Source organism: Hydrogenispora ethanolica, from assembly GCF_004340685.1.
In the GTDB taxonomy this organism is placed as follows: domain Bacteria; phylum Bacillota; class UBA4882; order UBA8346; family UBA8346; genus Hydrogenispora; species Hydrogenispora ethanolica.
Genome location: NZ_SLUN01000016.1, coordinates 1 through 19,709, shown reverse-complemented (window position 1 = coordinate 19,709; position 19,709 = coordinate 1). Strand labels below are relative to the sequence as shown.

At 51.8% G+C, this 19,709-nt stretch carries 21 protein-coding genes and 1 tRNA gene; 15 read left to right on the top strand and 7 right to left on the bottom strand.

Annotation, left to right across the window (positions count from 1 at the left end; all coding sequences use genetic code 11):
* Positions 1-16: 16 nt before the first annotated feature.
* The 6 genes from EDC14_RS13620 to EDC14_RS13595 all read left to right on the top strand — a co-directional run bounded on the left by EDC14_RS13620 (position 17) and on the right by EDC14_RS13595 (position 7,619).
* Positions 17-949: a nucleoside hydrolase gene (locus EDC14_RS13620; RefSeq protein WP_132014856.1), complete on the top strand. Its 933-nt coding sequence runs from the start codon at positions 17-19 to the stop codon at positions 947-949.
* The gene (locus EDC14_RS13615) at positions 939-2,237 is read left to right on the top strand and encodes an amidohydrolase family protein (protein ID WP_132014855.1); all 1,299 of its coding nucleotides are present in this window, start codon (positions 939-941) and stop codon (positions 2,235-2,237) included. The genes EDC14_RS13620 and EDC14_RS13615 overlap by 11 nt, the downstream gene beginning before the upstream one ends.
* A gap of 131 nt (positions 2,238-2,368) precedes the next feature.
* Complete coding sequence (locus tag EDC14_RS13610; RefSeq protein WP_132014854.1) at positions 2,369-3,775, top strand: ADP-ribosylglycohydrolase family protein; 1,407 nt, start codon at positions 2,369-2,371, stop codon at positions 3,773-3,775.
* A 35-nt stretch (positions 3,776-3,810) separates the two neighbouring features.
* Positions 3,811-4,728 (top strand): ribokinase, encoded by a 918-nt coding sequence (gene rbsK, locus EDC14_RS13605; RefSeq protein WP_132014853.1) that lies wholly within the window; start codon positions 3,811-3,813, stop codon positions 4,726-4,728.
* 241 nt (positions 4,729-4,969) lie between these two features.
* Complete coding sequence (locus EDC14_RS13600; RefSeq protein WP_165908009.1) at positions 4,970-7,228, top strand: EAL domain-containing protein; 2,259 nt, start codon at positions 4,970-4,972, stop codon at positions 7,226-7,228.
* A 4-nt stretch (positions 7,229-7,232) separates the two neighbouring features.
* Positions 7,233-7,619 (top strand): carboxymuconolactone decarboxylase family protein, encoded by a 387-nt coding sequence (locus tag EDC14_RS13595; protein WP_132014851.1) that lies wholly within the window; start codon positions 7,233-7,235, stop codon positions 7,617-7,619.
* A gap of 116 nt (positions 7,620-7,735) precedes the next feature.
* Here the strand turns inward: EDC14_RS13595 and EDC14_RS13590 are convergent, their stop codons facing one another.
* The 3 genes from EDC14_RS13590 to EDC14_RS13580 all read right to left on the bottom strand — a co-directional run bounded on the left by EDC14_RS13590 (position 7,736) and on the right by EDC14_RS13580 (position 11,386).
* Positions 7,736-9,799, bottom strand: a complete 2,064-nt coding sequence (locus tag EDC14_RS13590) for an RCC1 domain-containing protein (RefSeq protein ID WP_132014850.1) — start codon at positions 9,797-9,799, stop codon at positions 7,736-7,738.
* A gap of 267 nt (positions 9,800-10,066) precedes the next feature.
* Positions 10,067-10,795 carry an MBL fold metallo-hydrolase gene (locus EDC14_RS13585; RefSeq protein ID WP_132014849.1) on the bottom strand — a complete coding sequence of 243 codons (729 nt, stop codon included), beginning with the start codon at positions 10,793-10,795 and terminating at the stop codon, positions 10,067-10,069.
* 72 nt (positions 10,796-10,867) lie between these two features.
* A complete protein-coding gene (locus tag EDC14_RS13580; protein WP_132014848.1) occupies positions 10,868-11,386 on the bottom strand; it encodes a nitroreductase family protein in 519 nt (172 codons plus the stop codon).
* Positions 11,387-11,606: 220 nt separating this feature from the next.
* Between EDC14_RS13580 and EDC14_RS13575 the strand changes: the two genes are divergently transcribed.
* Positions 11,607-12,845, top strand: coding sequence for a winged helix-turn-helix domain-containing protein (locus EDC14_RS13575; RefSeq protein ID WP_132014847.1), 1,239 nt, complete (start codon positions 11,607-11,609; stop codon positions 12,843-12,845).
* Here EDC14_RS13575 and EDC14_RS13570 read toward each other — a convergent pair.
* Positions 12,828-13,355 carry a DUF3990 domain-containing protein gene (locus tag EDC14_RS13570; protein WP_132014846.1) on the bottom strand — a complete coding sequence of 176 codons (528 nt, stop codon included), beginning with the start codon at positions 13,353-13,355 and terminating at the stop codon, positions 12,828-12,830. The two genes, EDC14_RS13575 and EDC14_RS13570, sit on opposite strands and share 18 nt — an antisense overlap.
* A 214-nt stretch (positions 13,356-13,569) precedes the next feature.
* Between EDC14_RS13570 and EDC14_RS13565 the strand changes: the two genes are divergently transcribed.
* A tRNA-Arg gene (locus EDC14_RS13565) sits at positions 13,570-13,645 on the top strand.
* 78 nt (positions 13,646-13,723) lie between these two features.
* Here EDC14_RS13565 and EDC14_RS13560 read toward each other — a convergent pair.
* Genes EDC14_RS13560 through EDC14_RS13550 form a run of 3 tightly spaced genes read right to left on the bottom strand, consistent with a single transcriptional unit; the run spans position 13,724 to position 15,771 of the window.
* Positions 13,724-14,977 carry a tyrosine-type recombinase/integrase gene (locus tag EDC14_RS13560; RefSeq protein WP_132014845.1) on the bottom strand — a complete coding sequence of 418 codons (1,254 nt, stop codon included), beginning with the start codon at positions 14,975-14,977 and terminating at the stop codon, positions 13,724-13,726.
* A gap of 1 nt (position 14,978) precedes the next feature.
* On the bottom strand, positions 14,979-15,161 hold the full coding sequence (locus EDC14_RS13555; protein ID WP_132014844.1) for a hypothetical protein: 183 nt from the start codon (positions 15,159-15,161) through the stop codon (positions 14,979-14,981).
* Between the two features lies 1 nt (position 15,162).
* Positions 15,163-15,771 carry a helix-turn-helix domain-containing protein gene (locus EDC14_RS13550; RefSeq protein ID WP_132014843.1) on the bottom strand — a complete coding sequence of 203 codons (609 nt, stop codon included), beginning with the start codon at positions 15,769-15,771 and terminating at the stop codon, positions 15,163-15,165.
* Between the two features lie 236 nt (positions 15,772-16,007).
* On the opposite strand from EDC14_RS13550, the gene EDC14_RS13545 reads away from it, so the two are divergent.
* The 7 genes from EDC14_RS13545 (at position 16,008) to EDC14_RS13515 (ending at position 19,463) form a co-directional block, all read left to right on the top strand.
* On the top strand, positions 16,008-16,589 hold the full coding sequence (locus tag EDC14_RS13545) for a sigma-70 family RNA polymerase sigma factor (protein WP_132014842.1): 582 nt from the start codon (positions 16,008-16,010) through the stop codon (positions 16,587-16,589).
* A complete protein-coding gene (locus EDC14_RS27785; protein WP_132014841.1) occupies positions 16,531-16,713 on the top strand; it encodes a helix-turn-helix domain-containing protein in 183 nt (60 codons plus the stop codon). Before EDC14_RS13545 ends, EDC14_RS27785 begins: the two co-directional genes overlap by 59 nt.
* On the top strand, positions 16,706-16,894 hold the full coding sequence (locus EDC14_RS13535) for a hypothetical protein (protein ID WP_132014840.1): 189 nt from the start codon (positions 16,706-16,708) through the stop codon (positions 16,892-16,894). Before EDC14_RS27785 ends, EDC14_RS13535 begins: the two co-directional genes overlap by 8 nt.
* 122 nt (positions 16,895-17,016) lie before the next feature.
* Complete coding sequence (locus EDC14_RS13530) at positions 17,017-17,556, top strand: sigma-70 family RNA polymerase sigma factor (protein WP_132014839.1); 540 nt, start codon at positions 17,017-17,019, stop codon at positions 17,554-17,556.
* Positions 17,557-17,675: 119 nt separating this feature from the next.
* The gene (locus EDC14_RS13525) at positions 17,676-18,098 is read left to right on the top strand and encodes a hypothetical protein (protein ID WP_132014838.1); all 423 of its coding nucleotides are present in this window, start codon (positions 17,676-17,678) and stop codon (positions 18,096-18,098) included.
* A complete protein-coding gene (locus EDC14_RS13520) occupies positions 18,098-18,292 on the top strand; it encodes a hypothetical protein (protein WP_132014837.1) in 195 nt (64 codons plus the stop codon). Before EDC14_RS13525 ends, EDC14_RS13520 begins: the two co-directional genes overlap by 1 nt.
* On the top strand, positions 18,285-19,463 hold the full coding sequence (locus tag EDC14_RS13515) for a DUF2800 domain-containing protein (RefSeq protein ID WP_132014836.1): 1,179 nt from the start codon (positions 18,285-18,287) through the stop codon (positions 19,461-19,463). Before EDC14_RS13520 ends, EDC14_RS13515 begins: the two co-directional genes overlap by 8 nt.
* The last annotated feature ends 246 nt before the right edge of the window (positions 19,464-19,709 follow it).

Here is a 19,709-nt window from a genome sequence, read left to right as displayed (position 1 = left end):
TCAGGAGCCGAAAATGATGAAAATACCGGTAATCATCGATTGTGATCCCGGGGTGGATGACGCGCTTGCGATTTTATTGGCGTTAGCCTCAGACAAACTTGAGGTGAGAGCAATCACCACGGTCGCGGGCAATCAAACGATCGCCAAAACCACCGCCAATGCCCTGCGAATCGTCGACTTTCTCGGGGCCGGGACGAAAGTGGCGGCCGGCGCCGCCAAACCTTTGCAACGGGAATTAAAGACCGCCGAATGGGTTCATGGAGCCAGCGGGCTTGGCAAAGCCGACTTGCCGCCGGCCCGCCGCTTGGCCGCAGACCCGCTGAACGCGGTAGATCTCATTTGGGAGAGCGTCAGGCAAAGTCAGGAAAAGATTCAGCTGATCGCTTTGGGTCCCTTGACCAATCTGGCGATCCTGCTTTCGGCCCATCCGGGGGTCCGCGAGAAGCTGGCAGGGATCACCTTGATGGGCGGCTCGTGTTTCCTCGGCAACACCACTCCGGCCGCGGAGTTCAATATCCATTGTGATCCTGAGGCCGCCAAGATCGTTTTCGAGTCCGGGCTGCCGATCACCATGATCGGTCTGGACGCCACCAGGCAGGCGGTCGTCTACGAATCGGAAATCGCCGAGATCGTAGCCATCCCTAGCCGGGTTGGCAAGTTCGTCGGGGATCTCTTCCGTTCGACCCTGGAGGTCTGCCGGTTCTTCGGCGCGGAAGGCGCGGTAATGCACGACCTGTTGGCCGTGGCCCAGGTGATCAATCCCCAATTGGTGAAGACTCAAGCCTATCGGGTCGAAATTGAGACCAGCGGGGAGTTCACTACGGGAAAGACTGTAGTCGACCGCTATCATGTTTGGAATCGCGAACCCAACGCCCGGGTCGGTTTGGAAGTGAACCGGCCGGCATTTTTAGAAATGATCAAAGAGATGATGGTTCAGTATGGAATATGACCGAATCTTACAAGATGCTTCGATCATTGATGAGGATGGGCTGATCACCGCGAAAGCCAGCCTTTGTCTGAAAGATGGTCGGATCGCCAAGTTAGCCCCGGAATTAGGCGACGCCGATCACGCGCCGGAGATTATCGATTGCCGCGGCCTGTGGGTGACGCCGGGCTTTGTTAATCTGCACGTTCATTCGCCGATGAATCTCTTTAAGGGATTGGCGGAGGATGTTCAGATTCATGACTGGTTCAACCGGGAGATCTTCCCCTATGAGAGCCGGCTGACCGGCGACGACGTCTATTGGGGAGCATTGCTGGCGATTGCCGAGATGACGGAGTATGGCGTCACTGCTTTTGCGGACCACTATTTCGGGGCGGACCAGATCTGCCGGGCGGTCCTGGATGGCGGGATCCGTGCCGAGATCGCTCCGACCCTCTTTGGAATGGCTCCCGACTTTAGGCAGCAACTGGAAGAGTCTACGGCACTGATCGAGCGGCGCCAGTACAGCCACCCCCGGTTAAGTTTGCGGATGGGGCCTCACGCCCCTTACACCTGTCCGCCGGAGACCTTACGCCAGATCGTCGATCGGGCCAAAGAGCTACAAGTGGGCCTGCATATTCACGTTTCGGAGACCGCCCAACAAGTCGAGGAATGCCGCCTGCTCTATCGGAAGACTCCCTTCGCCTATCTCCATGATGCCGGCGGTTTTGAGTTGCCGGTCCTGATCGGACACGGATTATGGTTGCAGGATGAGGATCTGGCTTATCTGAATGACCAAACCTATCTGGCGGTCTGTCCTAAAACCTATCTCAAACTGGCGATGGGCAGCGGGGCGATCTGGCGCCATTCGCAAAGGCTGCCTTTGGCGATTGGCACTGATGGCGCGGCCAGTTCCAACAGTTTGAACCCGCTGGAACAGGCCCGCCTTTTTGGACTGGTCGGAAAGTTTATCGCGGGTGATGCGGAAAAGTACCCGCTGGAGCAGATTTGGCAGATCTTAATGCGGGGACATCAGGCGTTGCCGTTTCATAGCGGCAGGCTTGAGCCCGGATACCGAGCCGATCTGTTGATCTGGGATTTGCGAGCCAGTCTGACCGCGCCGTTATATAACCCGTTGGCCGCCATCATCTATAGCGCCGAATCCCGACAGATTGTCCACGCTTTGGTTGGCGGCGAGTTTGTAAAAAAGCACGGCAAAGTGTTACTCGATACCGGACCTATACTCGAAGCGGTCCAAAAAATTCAAGCACGGTTATTGCGAGACGGCAAAGGTCGGGCTGAAGTGAGATATTAGATGCGAAGTGATAAAGTCTATTGCACGACATTCGTCTACCAAATTTGACTTTGCTCACTCACTTTAGGCAATCGCTGTTCTGTCCCGGCCGTTGGCCGGGTTAATCACAACTCTTTTAGGAGGCGATTTTTTTGAAAGCGTGGTTGCTAGAACGGGAGATCATTGAGAACGCGCAGCCCGTAGTATTAGCGGAAGAGGAACAGACTTGGGATCAGGCTGAAAAGCTTGAGGCTGATGAGGATAATAAGTTAAAAACGCTTTGGTCCAGCCGGGTGCCGGGATCGGGCGCTCCGGAACGGGTGATCGTCGGGGCGGTCCAGTCGATGGAGAACATGGGCTTTGATATCAGCAAAACCGAAGTTCTGGTTGAACAGGGCTTACAGGCTTTAGACCGGAATGATCTGGCGGAGCTGAACCGGGTCACCGCCCGTCTCTTTTACGAGCTGAACCATCTGCCCAAGGATTCTCAATCGGAATATTGGAAGTACCAGCAGTTTGCAAGCTGGGAAGATTATTTGAAGCGGGTCAGTTTTCCGGTTTACCCAAGCTTCGATCTGGGCACGCCGGAGTTTGAAGCGCAGATCCTGTCCGGTTGGACCGCCCAGATCTGCGGCGGCGCTTTCGGAACGGCGCTCGAAGGATATACCACCGACAATTTGCGGCGGGCCTTTGGCGAGATCCGGGATTACGTCAGAAAACCGAATACCTTCAATGACGACATCACATATGAGCTGGCATTCTTAAAAGCTTTCGCCGCCAAAGGTTATCAGGTTACTTCGGAAGATATTGCGGAAGAATGGGTGGCTTTGATCCCGTTTGGCTGGTCCGCCGAGGATGTGGCGCTCCGAAACTTGAAATCAGGGATTTATCCGCCAGAGAGTGGCAGTTTCAATAATCCTTTCCGTGAATGGATCGGCGCTCAGATGCGCGGGGCCATCTGCGGCATGGTCGCTCCGGGCAATCCAGGCCAGGCGGCCCACCTGGCCTGGCTGGACGGGGTGATCTCCCATAGCAACAATGGGGTCCTCGGCGAAGTGTTTAACGCGATCATGGTCTCCATGGCTTTTATCGAAAAGGATGTGCGAGCCATTCTTAAGCTTGCGGTCGGGCTGATTCCGGAGGACAGTGAGTATTACGCGGTGGTCTCCGATACCTTGCATCGCTGTATGACGGCAGAGAGCTGGGAAGAGCCCTGGCGGCAATGTGAGCTGAAGTATCGGAAATATAATTGGATCCACGCTTATCCCAATGCTGCTGCGGAAGTCGTTGCATTATGGTTTGGCAACGGCGATTTTGACGAAACCATGCATCTGAGCGCCATGACCGGTCAAGATGTCGACTGCAATGCCGCCCAGATTGCGACGGTCATCGGGATCATTAACGGGTCAAGCGGCATCGCCCGTCGCTGGACCGATCCGATCGGCGACGATCTGGTCACCTATATGCGGGAGTTTAAAAACATCAAAATCAGCAAGCTTGCCAGTTGGACCGTAGCGAGTGCCCGGAGGGCCCGGATTCAATCAGGTCAATCCCTCTAAGTTGGGAATCGCGTTTAATTAGGAGTGTTTTGGCAATGAAGAAAATATGTGTGATCGGTAGTATCAACACCGATCTGGTAGCGTTGGTCGAACGTTTTCCTAAGCCCGGCGAGACGTTGACTGGTAAAGAGTTCCATACTTTTCCCGGGGGCAAGGGAGCCAATCAGGCGGTCGCCGCCGGACGGCTGCAGGCGGCGGTGGCTATGTTCGGCAAAATCGGCGCTGACCTCTATGGGCAACAAACATTGGCTAACCTGGCGGCGAACGGCGTCGACCACCGGGGTGTCGCGGTCGTGCCTGGCGTCTCTTCCGGAATTGCCGTGATCGAGGTGGACGGGTCGGGCGAGAATCATATTGTGATCATCCCGGGGGCCAATGCCGCGATGGACCGCCGGGTGATTGACGAACGATTCGCTTGGCTGCTGGAGTACGATATCTTTCTTTTTCAGCTGGAGATACCCTTGGATACGGTGTGTTACACCATGGCCAAATTGAAAGAGTGCGGCAAGACCATTATCCTGGACCCGGCCCCCGCCCAAATCCTGCCGGATGCGGTATATCCGTGCGTGGACTTTCTGACCCCCAATGAGACCGAAATGGCGATCCTGGCGCAACAGGAGATCGATTCCGAGGATGATTTGAATGCCGCAGCTCAGCGGTTGCTCGCCAAAGGCGTCGGCACAGTCCTGTTGAAAGCCGGGAAAGACGGCGCTTACATCATCGACCGGTCGGGCAGGTGGCATATGCCGGGCTTTGCGGTCCAGGCGGTGGATACTACCGGCGCCGGTGATTCCTTCAACGCCGGCTTTGCCGTTTCCCTGGCGCATGGAGGCGACCTGCGCGATCATGTCCGTTTCGCCAATGCCGTAGGGGCGCTGGCTACCACTTCCCAAGGGGCCCAAAGCGCCATGCCCGGATTGGAAGAGGTTCGTTCACTGCTTGAGCGGGGGTAAAACGTTCGACTAAAAAAACCTGTCTTCGTAATCAAAAAAGACCCATCAGGAGGGTCTTTTTTGTATTTTTGGTAAATAATTGCCGGACGGGTCTGGGAGAATTTTATGATTTATGGTTTAGTTTTATTAGAAAAAACGCTAAAGTTTTCCAGGAAGATGACGATATTTAAGGAGAGACCGTTTTAGGGAGATTATAACTTCTTCAAAGATGAGCCTGTCGCCACTTCAAAGGAATGATCGGATGCTCAGTGCTGAATATATCGCCGAATCCAAAGAACAATGCCTGAAATTGGGGTTGGATCCCCAGGCGGCGCTGCGCTTGGAAACCGGCGATCCGGCCGCATTTAAACGCAAATTTGCTGAATACCGGCAGGTGTTGTCGGTTATCGATGCCTTTGCCGCCAAATTTTTAAGACTCGGGCCGGGAATGCCGGTTCTGGTCCTAACCACCGACGAGCGGGGAATGATCCTCAAGCTGGACGGCGACGTGACCATGAAGGAGCACATCCGGCAGCTCGGGATCGCGGCGGGTTCCCGCATCGGCGAGGAATGGAACGGCACCAATTCGGTCAGTCTCGCTTTGCGGCACCGGCAACCCTGTACGGTCATCGGGGCCGAACACTACAATCGCACTTTGCAGAATGTGGCCTGCTATTCCGCCCCGTTTCGCTGTCATGCCGCCGGGGCGGTGTGCGGCACGCTCTCGTTGTTGACCTTCACCGAGCATGCCAACGGGTTGTTCGCTTCTCTGCTCCATACCGTGGTCGACGCGATCGAGCGCGAACTGACGCTGCAGGATCACAATCGCCAGTTGAACATCTTAAACAAGATTTTGGCCGATTCCGCCAAAACCGGGATCGTCATCGCCGATTGCTCCGGCAATGTCACGGAGTTCAACCATTACGCGGAAGTCCTTACCGGCCTGAAAAAAAGCGAACTATTGGGCAAGCCCTTGGAGGTGCTGGACCCTTTCGGAAAATACATCGCGGAAATCCTCGAAAACCATGTCGCCCGGGAAGATGTCGAAGTTGTCATCGAGCTGCCGCAGCACCAAAAGAAGCTGGCGCTGCTCTTCGACGGCATGCCGATCGACGATGCGGATCATGGATTGATCGGTGCTTACGGCCAGTTTCGGGATATTAGCGAACGCTACCGGACCGAGGAACGGATCCAGTATCTGGCCAACCATGACGACTTGACCGGACTGCCCAACCGGCGTTATTTCCATGATTTCCTGGAACGGGAGATCCAGAATGCGCAGGCGGGCCATTCCCAGATCGCACTGTTACTGCTCGACCTGGATCGTTTCAAGCGGATCAATGACACTTTGGGACATTTCATCGGCGATCGGCTGTTGATGAAGGTTGCCGCGCGGCTGGAGCAATGCATCGGCGACCAGGATAAGGTTTTCCGGATGGGCGGCGATGAGTTCATCGTGGTTTTGACCAAGCTGGCGCATCCCAAAGCAGCCTGCGCGGTTGCCGCCGCGCTCGGCGAATCGCTGAAAGCCCCGTTTCAGGTCGAGCAGTATGAGTTCGATCTCACGGCCAGCATCGGCATTGCTTATTATCCTTTCAATGGCCGGACCGTCAAGGATCTCTTGATTCATGCCGATACTGCCATGTTTCAAGTGAAAGAACAGGGCCGGAATAGTTTTTTAACTTTTAATCCCGGAATGAATCGCCGCTACGAAGAACAGTTGGCTCTGGAGAAGTATCTGCGCAAAGCCATCGTCAAAAACGAATTGCTCCTTCATTATCAGCCGCAGATCGAATTGGAGAGCGGCGCCATTGTCGGACTGGAGGCGTTAATCCGCTGGAACCACCCGGTATTGGGCCAATTGGCGCCGAATGAGTTTATTCCGCTAGCCGAAGAGACCGGGTTGATCGTTTCCATCGGCGAGTGGGTGCTACGGGAGGCCTGTCAGCAATTCCGGCGCTGGCTCGATCTAGGGCTGCTCCAGGAAGCCCGGGTGGCCGTCAATCTTTCATCGCGGCAATTTGTCAAGTGCGGGCTGGTGAACATGGTGCGGAAGGCTTTGCAGGAAACCGGCCTGGATTCGCGCTTTTTGGAACTGGAGATTACTGAATCGGTGACGATGGATATGGCTCGCGCCAGCAATATCTTGGGCGGTTTGGCCAATTTGGGCGTCAAGATAGCCATTGACGATTTCGGCACCGGATACAGCTCCTTGAGTTATCTGAAACGGTTTACATTGCATTGCCTGAAGATCGATCGCTCCTTCATCCAGGACCTGCGGACCGACCCCGGTGCAATGGGCATTGTCAACGCGATCCTGGCGATGGCCCGTAGTCTGGGTCTGAAAGTGATTGCCGAAGGCGTGGAAACCGAGGAGCAGGTTCAGCTGCTGCATGAGATGAACTGCCCCATCGTGCAGGGCCATTATTTCTACCAGCCGGCCACCGCTCCGGCGATCGAGGAGTTGCTCGCGGAGCGGTTGAACTCCGTATCGAAGACACGTAGAAAAAGGAGGAACTGAAGGAATGGATAACCGATACCAACGGGGCATAGCGATTATGACGGAAATGGCGGGTGATCAAGGCCGCAAGGCGATGGAGGGGGTGAGCGCCTTTGCGCCGGATTTTGCCCGACTGATCGCCGAATTTGGCTTCGGAGAGGTTTATGACCGGCCGCATCTGGATCTGAAACAGCGCGAGCTGATCACCTTATCCTCCCTGATCACCCAGGGCGCGGAGAACCAGCTGCCATTTCATTTTCATTCCGCTTTAAACATCGGGTACACGCTGGCGGAGCTGATCGAGGTCACCATTCATTGCGCGGTGTATACCGGTTTCCCCCGGGCGCTCACTGCCCTGCAGGTGCTGCAACGGGTCTATGCCGACCGGGAAGCGGGGAAGTTGGAGGTCTGAGGCAAGGTTCCGGCCCCGAAATATCCCCGCCGTCAAAGGGAAAGAGCCAGTTCCTGTTCGGGAACTGGCTCTTTCCCTCGGTTGTGACGAATGGACGACCCGATAAAACTCGACTCTTACAAACCGGGGACCGGCACCGGAACGAAACTGGTAGTGGTCCCGCCGTTCCCCAATTGACCGTAATTATTTTTGCCCCATGACCAGAAGACGCCGGAGGCGTTGCAAATCAGACTATGGCTGGTCTTGGTGGCGATGGCGGTCACGCCGGAGAGGGAGGACACCTGAACCGGAGTGTCGCTCCTTCCGGAGATGTCGTTCCGGCCCAATTGCCCCGTGCTGTTTGAACCCCAAGTCCAGACGGTCCCGTCGCTGGACAGGGCGATAGAGTGATAGAGTCCTCCCGATATTTGAATCACATTGGATATTCCTGCAATTTCAGTGGGGATTTTCCGAGACGACGTTCCGTTGCCAAGTTGGCCGGAGGAACCGTTGCCCCATCCCCAGACCTTTCCATCGCTTGTCGCGGCCAAACTATGCATCTCCCCGGCTCCGATGGCGATGACATGGGTCAAGTTTGCGACGGCAACCGGAGAAAGGGATGAAGAGTTTGAATTATTGCCCAACTGTCCGTTGGAGTTTGCTCCCCAAGCATTAATCGTACCGTTGCTGTTTAAAGCCAGGGCAAAATTCATACCTGCCGCTATCGCGACGATATTGCTTATTCCCGGAACCATCCCGGGAGTAGTGGAGCTTTGAGTGGTGCCGACCCCCAGTTGACCGGCGCTGTTGTCGCCCCATGTCCAAACGGTGCCGTCTTGTTTTAAGGCCATGCTGAAATCGGCCCCGGCGGCGATTGCCTTGACGTTGGTGAGCACGATCTGGGGAGCATTGGGGTGGTTAGCGGAAGAGGTCGTTCCGTTGCCGACTTGGCCGGTGTTGTTATAGCCCCAGGCATACAGCGTCCCATCATTTTTCAACGCCAGACTATGATATTTCCCGGTAGCGATTTGGGTTATTCCCGAAAGATCGGGGATCTGAGTCGGAGCGGCTTTATCCGTGTAAGAGCCGATTCCCAATTGGCCGTAGTTATTGCGTCCCCAAGCATATACCTGGCCGTTTTTCAGCACCAGGCTGTACTCGTCCCCGGTTGCCACTGCGGAGAAACCGGGCTGCGGCGTCGGGGTTGGGGTAGGCGATGGAGTGGCGTCGGCTGCTATGACTTTGAAATGAATGGTCTCCGAGCTGAAAATATGGCCTTTGGTTACCAGCAAATCGAGCCGGTGACCCCCGAGTCTCAGATCGCCGCCGACTGAAATGGAAGGGGTATTCTGATTGGCGATTTGATTACCATCCAGGAACCATTGGTAACCGTCGACCGCTTCGGAAGTGGTGGCCTGGATATTCATGGTCGTGCCCTGGCGGATCTCAGCGAGCTGGCCGCTGAAGGTAATGGTGATCGGACTCTGCAGATCCGGGTTGACGATGATGATGAGGCCGCCTTCATTGGGATCGATCTGCGGTCCCGTCAACGGATAAGTTCCTGTGGAGGTCTGGCCGGCGATGATCCGGACCGCCTCCATGGCGCCCCACGCTTGATGATCCCGGCTTTTCAACTGCACCCAAAGCTGGTAATAACCTGCTTCGAGCTGAGTGTTCTCGTAACTTGCGGTGGTTCCCGACAGGGAAAAGGTAAGGGGAATTTGGGTTCCTGTAACGGAGGTCAGGGTCCCGGTCACGGCGGGTTGGGAGATGATTCCGTCCGGCCACGAGAGATCGAGGCGGAGCACGCCTTTGCCATTTAACAGCCTGACATCGATGGTCAACGGGGAGGTTGTCCCGGAAACCACCGCGGTTGTGGCGTAGCCGGAGGCGATGAGCGTCCCGGCGGCGTTCTTGGCGTCGACGGTGATGGTCCAATTCCCCGGAACCAGGGAGCCGATCGTCGTGGTGTTCTCAGTGATTTCGGTGTCGGGGATTTTGGCGTCACCGGGACCAACGCCGGAGATATGGAAAGTTTTGATCACCATATCCAGTGGCGGTTGAATGGTCCGGTTTTGAAACATGGCATTATTGATGGTCAGTCGGAGTGCGCCGGTCTGAGACGGATTGGAGCGGCTTTTGCCGCCGCAGCCGGAAAGCAGGAGCAATAAACCGAGCAGAAAAAGCAGGATTTTTTTCAAAAGTTTCACCTCCAGTAAAGTCGGGAATTAATTCCATTTTTCTTGAATTAATACCAATATTAAACAAATATCTTTAAAACCCTGCTTTTCCGGATACAAATTTTTCCATTAAATTAAAACTGGTAGAGGCGCTTGATTATCCATGGGCAGATGAAAGAGACTTTAGCCCGAAAAAAAAGACGCCCAAGTGGAATCATCCATTTCAGGCGTCAAGGATTGAAGGAGACGGAAGGGCCTAATATTCTTGAGGCTTCTTGGTTCGGGATCTTAGAACATAATAACCTGACCGCGGCGGGTGATAGCAACGGTGGGTATATCGAGAGTTTTGGCCTTTACGGCAAAATCTTGAGTGGCTGGGTAGTCGTGGCCGAAATGCATCGGAAGCAGCAAACGCGGCTGGAGCTTCGTTGCAAAATATATGGCGCCGTCGGCGTAATACTCTTCCAATCTGCGGTCGACCGGGAAAAAGGCGATGTCGATATCCCTGCCTTCCAGTTTGGCAATCTCGGCTTTGAAAGCTTTTTCGGCAGTGGCCTGCTCCTGAGGGGTCTCTTCTTTCCAATGCCACCAGTTGAGATCTCCGGCGTGGAAGAGATTGAGGCCGTCGGCCTGAAGCCAAAAGGAAACGCCCACATCTGTCGAGCCAAAGGCCCGCACGGTAATTCCGGGGGCTGAAAATTCCTGAGCGGCGGACAAAGAATGGAATTTGGGTGAAGCGGGCTTTTTTCGGATATCACGGCTGAAAATATAGTTGATTTCGGGATTGGCGGCGCTCCATTCCAGAATGGCCGGGTCAAAATGATCGCTGTGCCGGTGCGAGGCAAAGACATAGACATTGGAACGGTCGCGCAGCCATTCGCCGGTGATAAAGCCGTTTTCCAGCGTCGCGGGCAGGTCGGCCGCGGGCTGGTAATAGTCGAAGATGAATAAAAAATGGGCGGTTTCCACCGCGTATCCGCTGTGGAACAGATAGGTGATCTTCGCTTGCGGACTCATATCGGTTCACCTCAAATGCCTCAAATTCTTTGCTTCTATTATGACACGAAATGCTTCAATTGGATACCATTTTCACCAGCGGCCGGGAGAATGAACCCGTTCGGGACGGTACCGATCGCCCGCGGCCTTGACTTCAGCGGGATATCCCAGGGAAACCATGGCGAAAGGTACGATTGACTGAGGAAGATTTACGATGCTCGCGATCCGTTGCGAGGCTTCGTCGCCGTTGGGATTAATGCCCAGCCATACTCCTCCCAGACCGGAGGCTGTCGCCGCGAGGAGAATGTTTTCGGTAGCGGCGGCGCAGTCGTGTTGCCAGAAAAAGTCCAATTGGGCCAGCTTGGGTTCGACGCAAATCAATATGGCCAGGGGCGCTTCGGCCAGCATCTGCAGGCCGGAGTGGATCGTCGACAGCTCATTTAAGATATTCCGCTCGGTAATCACGACAAAATGCCACGGTTGCTGATTGCAGGCCGAGGGGGCGCTCATCGCCGCCGTCAAGAGTTCCCGAATGGTTTCGGGGGTTATTGCTTGGCTGGTATATTTCCGGATGCTTTTGCGATTGAGAATGCTCTCCAAAGTAGGATTCATGTCTTTGCTCCTTTCATTTTCCTTAGAGATAAGATAACTTTTTGGGGGAAGAATCTCAAGTAGGCACTTTTCTGTAAGATAGTTCCTGAAAAGGTACAGAAAAGCTTGAACCAAACATTTGTTCGTGTTAAAATAAACCCATGCTTTGGAGACAGCGCTGATTCTTTCCTTTGCGGGGAGTTAATATTCAAGCGCTTGGGCAAGAAAGGTAACCAGGGCAATGAACAAGCTGCAGTGGACGAAGGAAGAAGCGCGCCGGTTTATCCTGGCCCACCAGGGGCTTTGGCCGCCGGCCCGGTTGGCTGGCAAGAATGGGATTCTGGAGTACATTCGGCGGGTGGGATGTATCCAATTTGACCCTTTGGATATGGTAGGACGCAATCCGGAGCTGGTGCTCCAGGCCCGGTTAGCCGATTTCCGACCGGAGATGTTGGGGGAGCTGCTCTACCAGGAGCGGAAACTCTTGGACGGTTGGGATAAGATGATGTCGATTTATTCCGTGACGGACTGGCCGTTCTTTCGAAGACAGCGGGAGGCGGACCGGGAAAAATGTCTGAAGCGTTGCCCGGAGCTGGTTGAGGTATTGCCCTTGGTCCGCCGGGCGATTACGGAGCGGGGTCCGTTATCCTCTTTGGATCTGGATTACAATGAGAGCGTGGATTGGCCTTGGGCGCCGACCCGTTTGTCCCGGGCCGCTTTGGAAAGCATGTATTTTTGGGGTGAATTAATCATTCACCATAAGGTTCATACCCGGAAGGTATATGATTTTGCTTCCCGCCATCTGCCGGGGGAATTATTGGCCGCCGCGGACCCCAACCGTACGAGCGAACAGTACCGGGACTGGCATCTGTTGCGGCGGATCGGCGGCATTGGCCTGGTCTGGAATAAGTCGGGCGATGCCTGGCTCGGCATTCCGGGTACCCAGGCGGCGGAGCGGAACGCCGCCATCAGCCGGTTGCTCCGCAAAAAACAACTATTGGAAGTAGCGGTGGCTGGAATCGCAACCCCATGTTTTATCCGGACCGAGGATTGGCAGCGGCTGGAAGGAACCTTTCGTCTCGACTCGCCGGGGCAAGGGGCGATTTTGGCCCCTCTGGATAACCTGCTCTGGGAGCGCCGCTTGCTGAAGGAGCTATTTGAATTCGATTACCGGTGGGAGGTCTATAAACCCGTTGCAGAACGCCTATACGGCTATTATGTCTTGCCCGTGCTGCACGGCGAACGCTTTGTGGCCCGTTGCGAACCGGTGCGGGATAAGTCCGAGCGACTGCTGGTGATGAAGAATTGGTGGTGGGAACCTGAAGTGACCGACCTGGAGCAGGTGAAGAAGGATCTGGCTGAATGCTTCAAGCGGTTCATGCAATATCTTGACGTCGTAGCGGTCCGGATCGATGAAGAATTGTCCGAGCGGGAAGGACTGGAATGGTTGGCCGGACTGAAATTAAGCCAAAACCAGTGAGCCTTTGAGGATTAACGCTCCGAGAGCCTGGTCGGTGAGACAGCATAATTGATAACCGACCGGAGCATGCTCCGCTTCTTGACAGGCGCGCTGTAAATCGGCGTAACTCTGCCGGCCGTTTTTAATCTCGGTGATGCACTGAAGCACGCTGGCATGAGCCGCCGGGCCGTAGACGAATTCATACTCGGGCCGGCCCGCGTTCGCTGGCAGTAAGTTTTTGAGTATAAAATTCTGCCAGGAAGCGTCCGGAAAGGGAAAAAACAGGCCCTTCAATTGTTGGAGCCGTTGCGTGTCGACCCGGAAGGTAACCAGCAGAGGCGGCTGGAGACTGTCGGCCGCGCTATGCCGTGCTCTTTGGCAGGCGGTCTCCCGTTGCCCATCGGCATAAAAGCCGCAACCGAATTCCCGGGACTGGCGGACTTTTTTAAGATTCATCCGTTGGAAGCCGCGCTGGAACTCGGTGGTGGTTCCGTAATAAACCCAGCGTGGCAAGGCGTTGGTCTTGGGCATGACTGATTATCTCCAGACATGGATGATTACGATCATCTTATGGCGGGAGGGTTCCAAGATGTTCCTAGAAGAACATATGATGATGGACCGGGGATGATTCCTTGTCGCGTTGAAGCAGTTGAAAGGCTGGTTTGGGGAATAATCGGGTTACCAAGGTTTTGAAGTTGTAAAGGCCAGGGTTCTCTGATATAATATTATTGCTTAAAAAATCGATGGCCCCGTAGCTCAGAGGATAGAGCAGCGGTTTCCTAAACCGTGTGTCGGATGTTCGACTCATCTCGGGGCCGCCAACCTTTTTATCGATTACCAAGGCTCAAAAAACACCTCCATCAAAGAATCTGTCAAAGAAAACCGGCAAAGCCGCGTCGCTACTGAGCTTGGTTTATTTTTCTTTTGGTAAAACCAGTTAATCGGCTCCGAGCCCGTTGTTTAAGCTCCTCGGCTACGTGAGTGTATGTATCTGTTGTAATTTCAGATGAATCATGTCCTAATAATTCTTGAATCGTTTTTATTTCTTCGCCGTTTTCTAAAAGCATCGTCGCAAAACTATGCCGCTGTTTGTGAAAAGTAATTCCCGTATAGCCATGTTTTTCCGTTAATTTATGAAAGTGCTTTGATAGATATTCAGGCCGAGCTAAATGACCATCCTCCCATAAAAAGATAAAATCCTCTGAGTCAATCTTGTTTTTACCTCGCGCCAAGTACCATTCCTTTTGCTGGGTTCTCCACTGTTTTAAAACATCAATAACATCGTCGGGGGCTGGAACTATTCTTTCGCTTGCGGTAGTTTTCGTTGTACCCCAATTCAGTCTTTGCTTTGGGCCGTCTTCGGCATGAGTTTTGACAGTGGTAACGGATTCATCGATTTTTATTTGGGAGCGTCTAAAGTCAATATCGTTCCACCTGAGAGCTGCAATTTCTCCGAGGCGCGCCCCGGTCCCAAAAGCGGTCACGTAAACCGGATACCATTGATCGTCTCGAATTTTTTCCAGAAAATCGGCAACTTGTTCCGTCACTAAAAACTTCACGTTTGGTCGGTGATAAGAGACTCTATCGACGTATAAATCGGGGCTCTCGGGTATTTTTTTCATGGCGACCGCTTTATTTAGCGATGCTCGCACCACCATTTGAATTTTTTGAATTGTTCGAGCTGATAGGGGCTTTTCACTCGGTAGTCGATTACCTTTTTCATCCTTTTTAAAACCTAATTTTTTCTCTTTTCGTTTTTGATTATAAAACGATTGGAGCAATTCAGGGGTAATCCGCCGTAATTGGTACTGACCGAGTTTCGGTTTAATGTGAAAGCGAATAATATATTCATAATCGTCATAGGTTGTGGGCTTAAGAGGCTCACCTTTTTTCGAATTGGGACGCTTTATTTCGTTTAACCAGAAATCAAGCCACCCGCCGAAAGTATCTTTCGAAGGCGGATTATAATGACCTTTTTGTACTAATTCCGCTCTGATTAATTTGATTCGGTTTTTTGCTTCCTCTACATCCGTGGTGTCAAGATCAACCCATTTTTGGACATATCGACCCTTTGCATCCTTTTCACCGGTATTATAAATGAAATAACATTTACCGGTACTTGGCCGTTGATAAAAAGTACCGTCACCAGCCAATTTAATCGACCTCCTTTTCTGCTCTGATTAATTTGATTCGGTTTTTTGCTTCCTCTACATCCGTGGTGCCAAGGTCAATCCATTTTTGAATATGCTTACCTCTTTCGTTCTTTTTTCCCGTGTTGTAGATAAAATAAAATTTACTGTTCGCCTTTCTCCGGTATAAAGCACCATCACCAGCCAATTTAACCAACCTCCTTTTCCGCGGATTGCTCTGCCTGCGTTTTATTTATTACCTCAAGACTGTTTATCAAGTTTAAAACAGTCTGTTTGGACATCTGTGGCAGACTACGATACCGGAATACCAATTCTCGTTCCTCCTTCGTTGTCACCAAATCGCGATCCATACTCATGATTACGTCTGCGGCATACTCAGCCTCGTCCAAATATCCGGCGGCCTGGAAAAGCATCTTAGGGCTGATGATAAAATCATACGGATTGTAGGCAGCAATTTTCTTTACCGTCGCCAAAGAGGGCTGTTTTAAATTTAAGCCTTTGCAAATATCAAATAACTCATTGACATCGATTTCAGTTTCTTCCGCAAACGCCTCAAACGGCTTGCCATTACGGACGATGTTTACAAGGCCCCCGAAAAGCGCGGCGTCATAGCCTTTTAGCAGATAATCAACTGACACACCAAAATAGTCGGCGACTTTTTGGACCTTGCTCACTGTCGGAACGTAATCATCCCAACGCCGGATAGCGCCATTACCGAAACCTAGTTTACGCTCCGTCTCCGCAAAAGTAGTATCTTTTTTCTCGCATAACCGTTGAATCCTATCGGTTAATTCCAAGCTAAACACACCCTTTCTAAAAATATTAGCTTTTTTGCTAAAACGATATTGACAATTAGCATATACGAGCGTATACTTTAAAATGTCAAAAGGAAAACCGCCCCCCGGCAGCACCGGGAAGTAAAATTGAGGAGGATGATAATCGTCGAGAGTTTTTTTGCACCCTTATAATAGCACATATGCTAGTTTTTGTAAAGGAAAATCGCAAAAATTTTAACTTTAGGAGGTGATAAATCTTGTTAACGGCTGGGCAGCAAAAAACGGTCGAAGATAATATGCCCTTAGTCTGGTACGTTCTCAAAAAATATTTTCCCAAACATTGCACAAACGAGGACGTTTTCCAAATTGGTTGCCTCGGGTTATGCCGGGCCGCGGCAAAGTTTGATCCGGAACGAGGCGTAGCGTTTTCAACTTATGCCGCTGTTTGTATTATAAGCGAAATTCGGCATTATTTCCGGGAGTCCCATCGGCATGTTTGGCGATTTGAGACAGAGAGTACCGATGACCTGGAATCCGGGTATTATCAGTTACCTGCTGTTTTGGATACTGAAAATGAAGCCCTCGCGAATTGCAATCTGGAAAAGGTGTTACACAATCTCCCGTTTAACGTGAGAAAAACCGCGATTTGCCGTATGGCGGGCTTAACGCAATGCGAAACCGCCGCAAAACTCGGCGTATCTCAAGCCCAAATCTCGCGGCTACTCAAAAGAGTTAAAACCAAATTGAAGGAAGAAAGCGAGGTGAATCTTAGTGCCACAAATGAAAGAGGTGCTAACGCTGTCCGACACTCAAAAGTATTTAAAACTCGGGCGGGCTAAAACGAAACATTTGCTGGAGTCGAAACAAATACCGGCCCAAAAAATCGGCACTCGATGGCGGGTCCACCGGGACGCGGTGATTGCTTGGCTGAAAAAAGAAAAGGAGAGTGAAAAAAATGGATAGTCAAAGCGTTTTGAAACATTTTACTGAATCGGTAGAAGAGGACGGTTACAAGGTACTGTTCGGCACCGAAGAATGCTCCAAATACCGCGAAACCCACGAAAACTGCGAAGGCTGCCCGTCTTTTGACGGATGTCAACGGTTAGCTGCGATGCTTACCCTCTTTGCGAAGAGTCTCAAATAAACAAGGAAGGAGAAAAGAAATGAGCCATGCCATTCATCTTAAATGCCGCATCGGTAAAGTGAAAAACGTAGTGCATGACCTAAATGCGGCCATTGGGGCAATTGAAAGGGTGACAGGAGGGTATGTACAAAAATTGGTCATTAACCAGTGAACAACGTAAACGCGTAGAAGACAACATCCGGTTAGTTTGGCACGTAATGCATCGGTATTACCCCGGCCTGGTTTCCGACGAAGACGCATTCCAAGAAGGCTGTATAGGGTTATGCAACGCAGCGGCAAGATTTAAACTGGAAAACGGAGTCGCGTTCTCAACTTTTGCCGTTCCTTGCATTCGGACCCGTGTGTCAAAATACTTGAAACGGAAATACCGAGACCAATGCGAATCGCTCGATGTGGAAAGCCCCGCGGATGATTCGATAGCCGATCCGGTCACTTTTATCGAGATGCTGCCGAGTAACACTGATATCGAAAATCAAGTGCTTTCCGGTATCACGATAAAAGCCGGGATGGCGAAATTGGATAAAACGCAAAAGAAAATTATGTCATGTAAGCTGGGAGGGATGAAGGTACCTGAGATATGCAAAAAGATCGGTCGAAGCCGGTCAGGGGTATTCCACCGCCTGAAGCAAGCAAAAGATACCATCGACGAAAAAGAAGGTTAATAACGTGCCAAAATCATGCGATACTTGCCCATTTAGGAACGATTGTACGCTTCCACAAGTTTTACGTTATGGATGCTCACTCAAAGTAAAAGAAATCGTTGAAAAGGAGATTCGAGAAAATGGAAATCACAATTAAAGTCAATACCTCCCAGGATATCGCGGCCTTGGAAAAATTGGTTCAAGCGTTAAAGGCATCAACCGAAACAGCAGTAACGGCTGCCCAGGAACCCGTTAATCCTACTCCTGTTTTTATGAATCCCGTTCCTGGGGCTGTAACGAATCCCGGTCCCGCGGTTAATACCGGTTCTGCACCGTGGACGAATCAGCCGTTTACAGCGCCGGTAGAAACCTTACCAACCACCACGCCTGGATATACAATTGAAGACTTGGCAAAAGCTGCGTCGTTACTTGCCGGGGCCGGGAAACGGGACCAGATCTTGGCGCTGATGAACTCATTTGGCGTTGGGATGCTAACCGAGCTCCCGAAAGAACACTTTGGTGCGTTCGCCGTGAAATTGCGTGAATTAGGAGCTAAGATTTAATGATCTATGTCGCCCAACTAAAAGAAGCCTTACGATCTAACTGCTTCGACCGCAATGGTGAGTTTGTTGGCTTGTATAAAACCTTCTCAATTCCTTTAAACGCCTATATCGGGAACCAACTGCTGATTGAGTTAACGGAATTAGAGAACCAGCTAAAGCAAATTAAAAGGAAACGGGTGAAAACGCATGGCTAAAAAGTCGAAACCAGCGCACGCGGTATTATCTGCCAGCGGTAGCCATAAATGGCTAAATTGCCCGCCGTCTGCCCGGTTAGAAGAATTAGAACCCGAGGAAACTAGTAAGTACGCCGAAGAAGGCAGTTTGGCACATCAAATCGGTGAGCTGAAGTTAAAAAAATATCTCACTGAGCCGATGGGGCTTAAGACATTCAACAATCGCCTGGGTAAAATAAAAACGGACCCCCTTTTCCAAGAAGAAATGCTACGACATACTGACACCTATGTCGATTACATTCAAAAGGTCGTACATAGCTTTTCCTCGCCACCATACGTTGCGATTGAGAAAAAAATCGATTTTAGCGCGTATGTGCCCGATGGATTTGGAACTGGCGATTTTGTCGCAGTAGGCGGCGACACACTTTGCATCAGCGATCTTAAGTATGGAAAGGGCGTGCCGGTATCGGCTGAACGCAATCCACAAATGATGCTGTATGCGCTTGGAGTTTTATTAGAATTTTCGCTATTTTATGACATTAAAAAAGTCAAATTAGCGATTATTCAGCCCCGGCTTGATTCCATCTCTGAATTTGAAATGAGCGTTGAAGAATTGCTGGCCTGGGGCGAAAGCATTAAACCAATTGCACAAATGGCTTATAAAGGCGAAGGAGAATTTTGCCCCGGAGAGCATTGCAGATTTTGTCGAGCCAAAGCGATTTGCCGAGCTAGGACAAACACTTACACCGCGCTCGAAGACTTCGGCAAAGCCCTCCCCCCGACGCTATCCAACGAGGAAGTGGGCGCGATCCTTAACCGGGCAAAGGACCTCGCCAATTGGGTGTCCAGTCTTGAAGAGTACGCCTTATCCGAGTGCTTGGCTGGCCGGGAGATACCGGGCTGGAAAATAGTCGAGGGTCGGACGTCCCGTGAATACACAAATCAAGATGACGCATTTAGATATCTTATCAACAGCGGCGTCCAAGAGGTCATGCTGTACGAACGCAAGCCTTTGACTGTTCCAGCAATAGAAAAAATGCTAGGTAGGAGTGAGTACGTTCGATTATTGGAGAATTCCGGGTATGTGGCGTGGAAACCCGGCAAGCCGACACTCGCCCCGGAAAGCGACAAAAGAGCTGCTTATAATCCTCGGTCAAGCGCGGCAGAGGACTTTGGAGGGGAGATTGCATGAAAGGAGGTGATGACGATTAACCAGCAAATCGAAAACGCTTTTACTTATCACCCACCGAAACCCGGGCAGCCGGAAAAATACGCCCTGATAAGAGACACGGCTAAGAAGTTAGCCGATGATTATAAAGTTAGATCCGCATAGGTAATCGGGTCATGAGAAACGCAAGCTCTGAGCAATTTATCAAAGATCCGTTCTTCACAAAACCTACGGTTAAAACGATAGCAAAACTCAGCAAAGTAGCGCTGT

Coding starts and splice junctions, on each gene's coding strand:
- EDC14_RS13620 (WP_132014856.1), top strand. CDS start 17: ATGAAAATACCGGTAATCATCGATTGTGATCCCGGGGTGGATGACGCG.
- EDC14_RS13615 (WP_132014855.1), top strand. CDS start 939: ATGGAATATGACCGAATCTTACAAGATGCTTCGATCATTGATGAGGAT.
- rbsK (WP_132014853.1), top strand. CDS start 3,811: ATGAAGAAAATATGTGTGATCGGTAGTATCAACACCGATCTGGTAGCG.
- EDC14_RS13600 (WP_165908009.1), top strand. CDS start 4,970: ATGCTCAGTGCTGAATATATCGCCGAATCCAAAGAACAATGCCTGAAA.
- EDC14_RS13595 (WP_132014851.1), top strand. CDS start 7,233: ATGGATAACCGATACCAACGGGGCATAGCGATTATGACGGAAATGGCG.
- EDC14_RS13585 (WP_132014849.1), bottom strand. CDS start 10,795: ATGAGTCCGCAAGCGAAGATCACCTATCTGTTCCACAGCGGATACGCG.
- EDC14_RS13580 (WP_132014848.1), bottom strand. CDS start 11,386: ATGAATCCTACTTTGGAGAGCATTCTCAATCGCAAAAGCATCCGGAAA.
- EDC14_RS13575 (WP_132014847.1), top strand. CDS start 11,607: ATGAACAAGCTGCAGTGGACGAAGGAAGAAGCGCGCCGGTTTATCCTG.
- EDC14_RS13570 (WP_132014846.1), bottom strand. CDS start 13,355: ATGCCCAAGACCAACGCCTTGCCACGCTGGGTTTATTACGGAACCACC.
- EDC14_RS27785 (WP_132014841.1), top strand. CDS start 16,531: ATGAAAGAGGTGCTAACGCTGTCCGACACTCAAAAGTATTTAAAACTC.
- EDC14_RS13535 (WP_132014840.1), top strand. CDS start 16,706: ATGGATAGTCAAAGCGTTTTGAAACATTTTACTGAATCGGTAGAAGAG.
- EDC14_RS13530 (WP_132014839.1), top strand. CDS start 17,017: ATGTACAAAAATTGGTCATTAACCAGTGAACAACGTAAACGCGTAGAA.
- EDC14_RS13525 (WP_132014838.1), top strand. CDS start 17,676: ATGGAAATCACAATTAAAGTCAATACCTCCCAGGATATCGCGGCCTTG.
- EDC14_RS13520 (WP_132014837.1), top strand. CDS start 18,098: ATGATCTATGTCGCCCAACTAAAAGAAGCCTTACGATCTAACTGCTTC.
- EDC14_RS13515 (WP_132014836.1), top strand. CDS start 18,285: ATGGCTAAAAAGTCGAAACCAGCGCACGCGGTATTATCTGCCAGCGGT.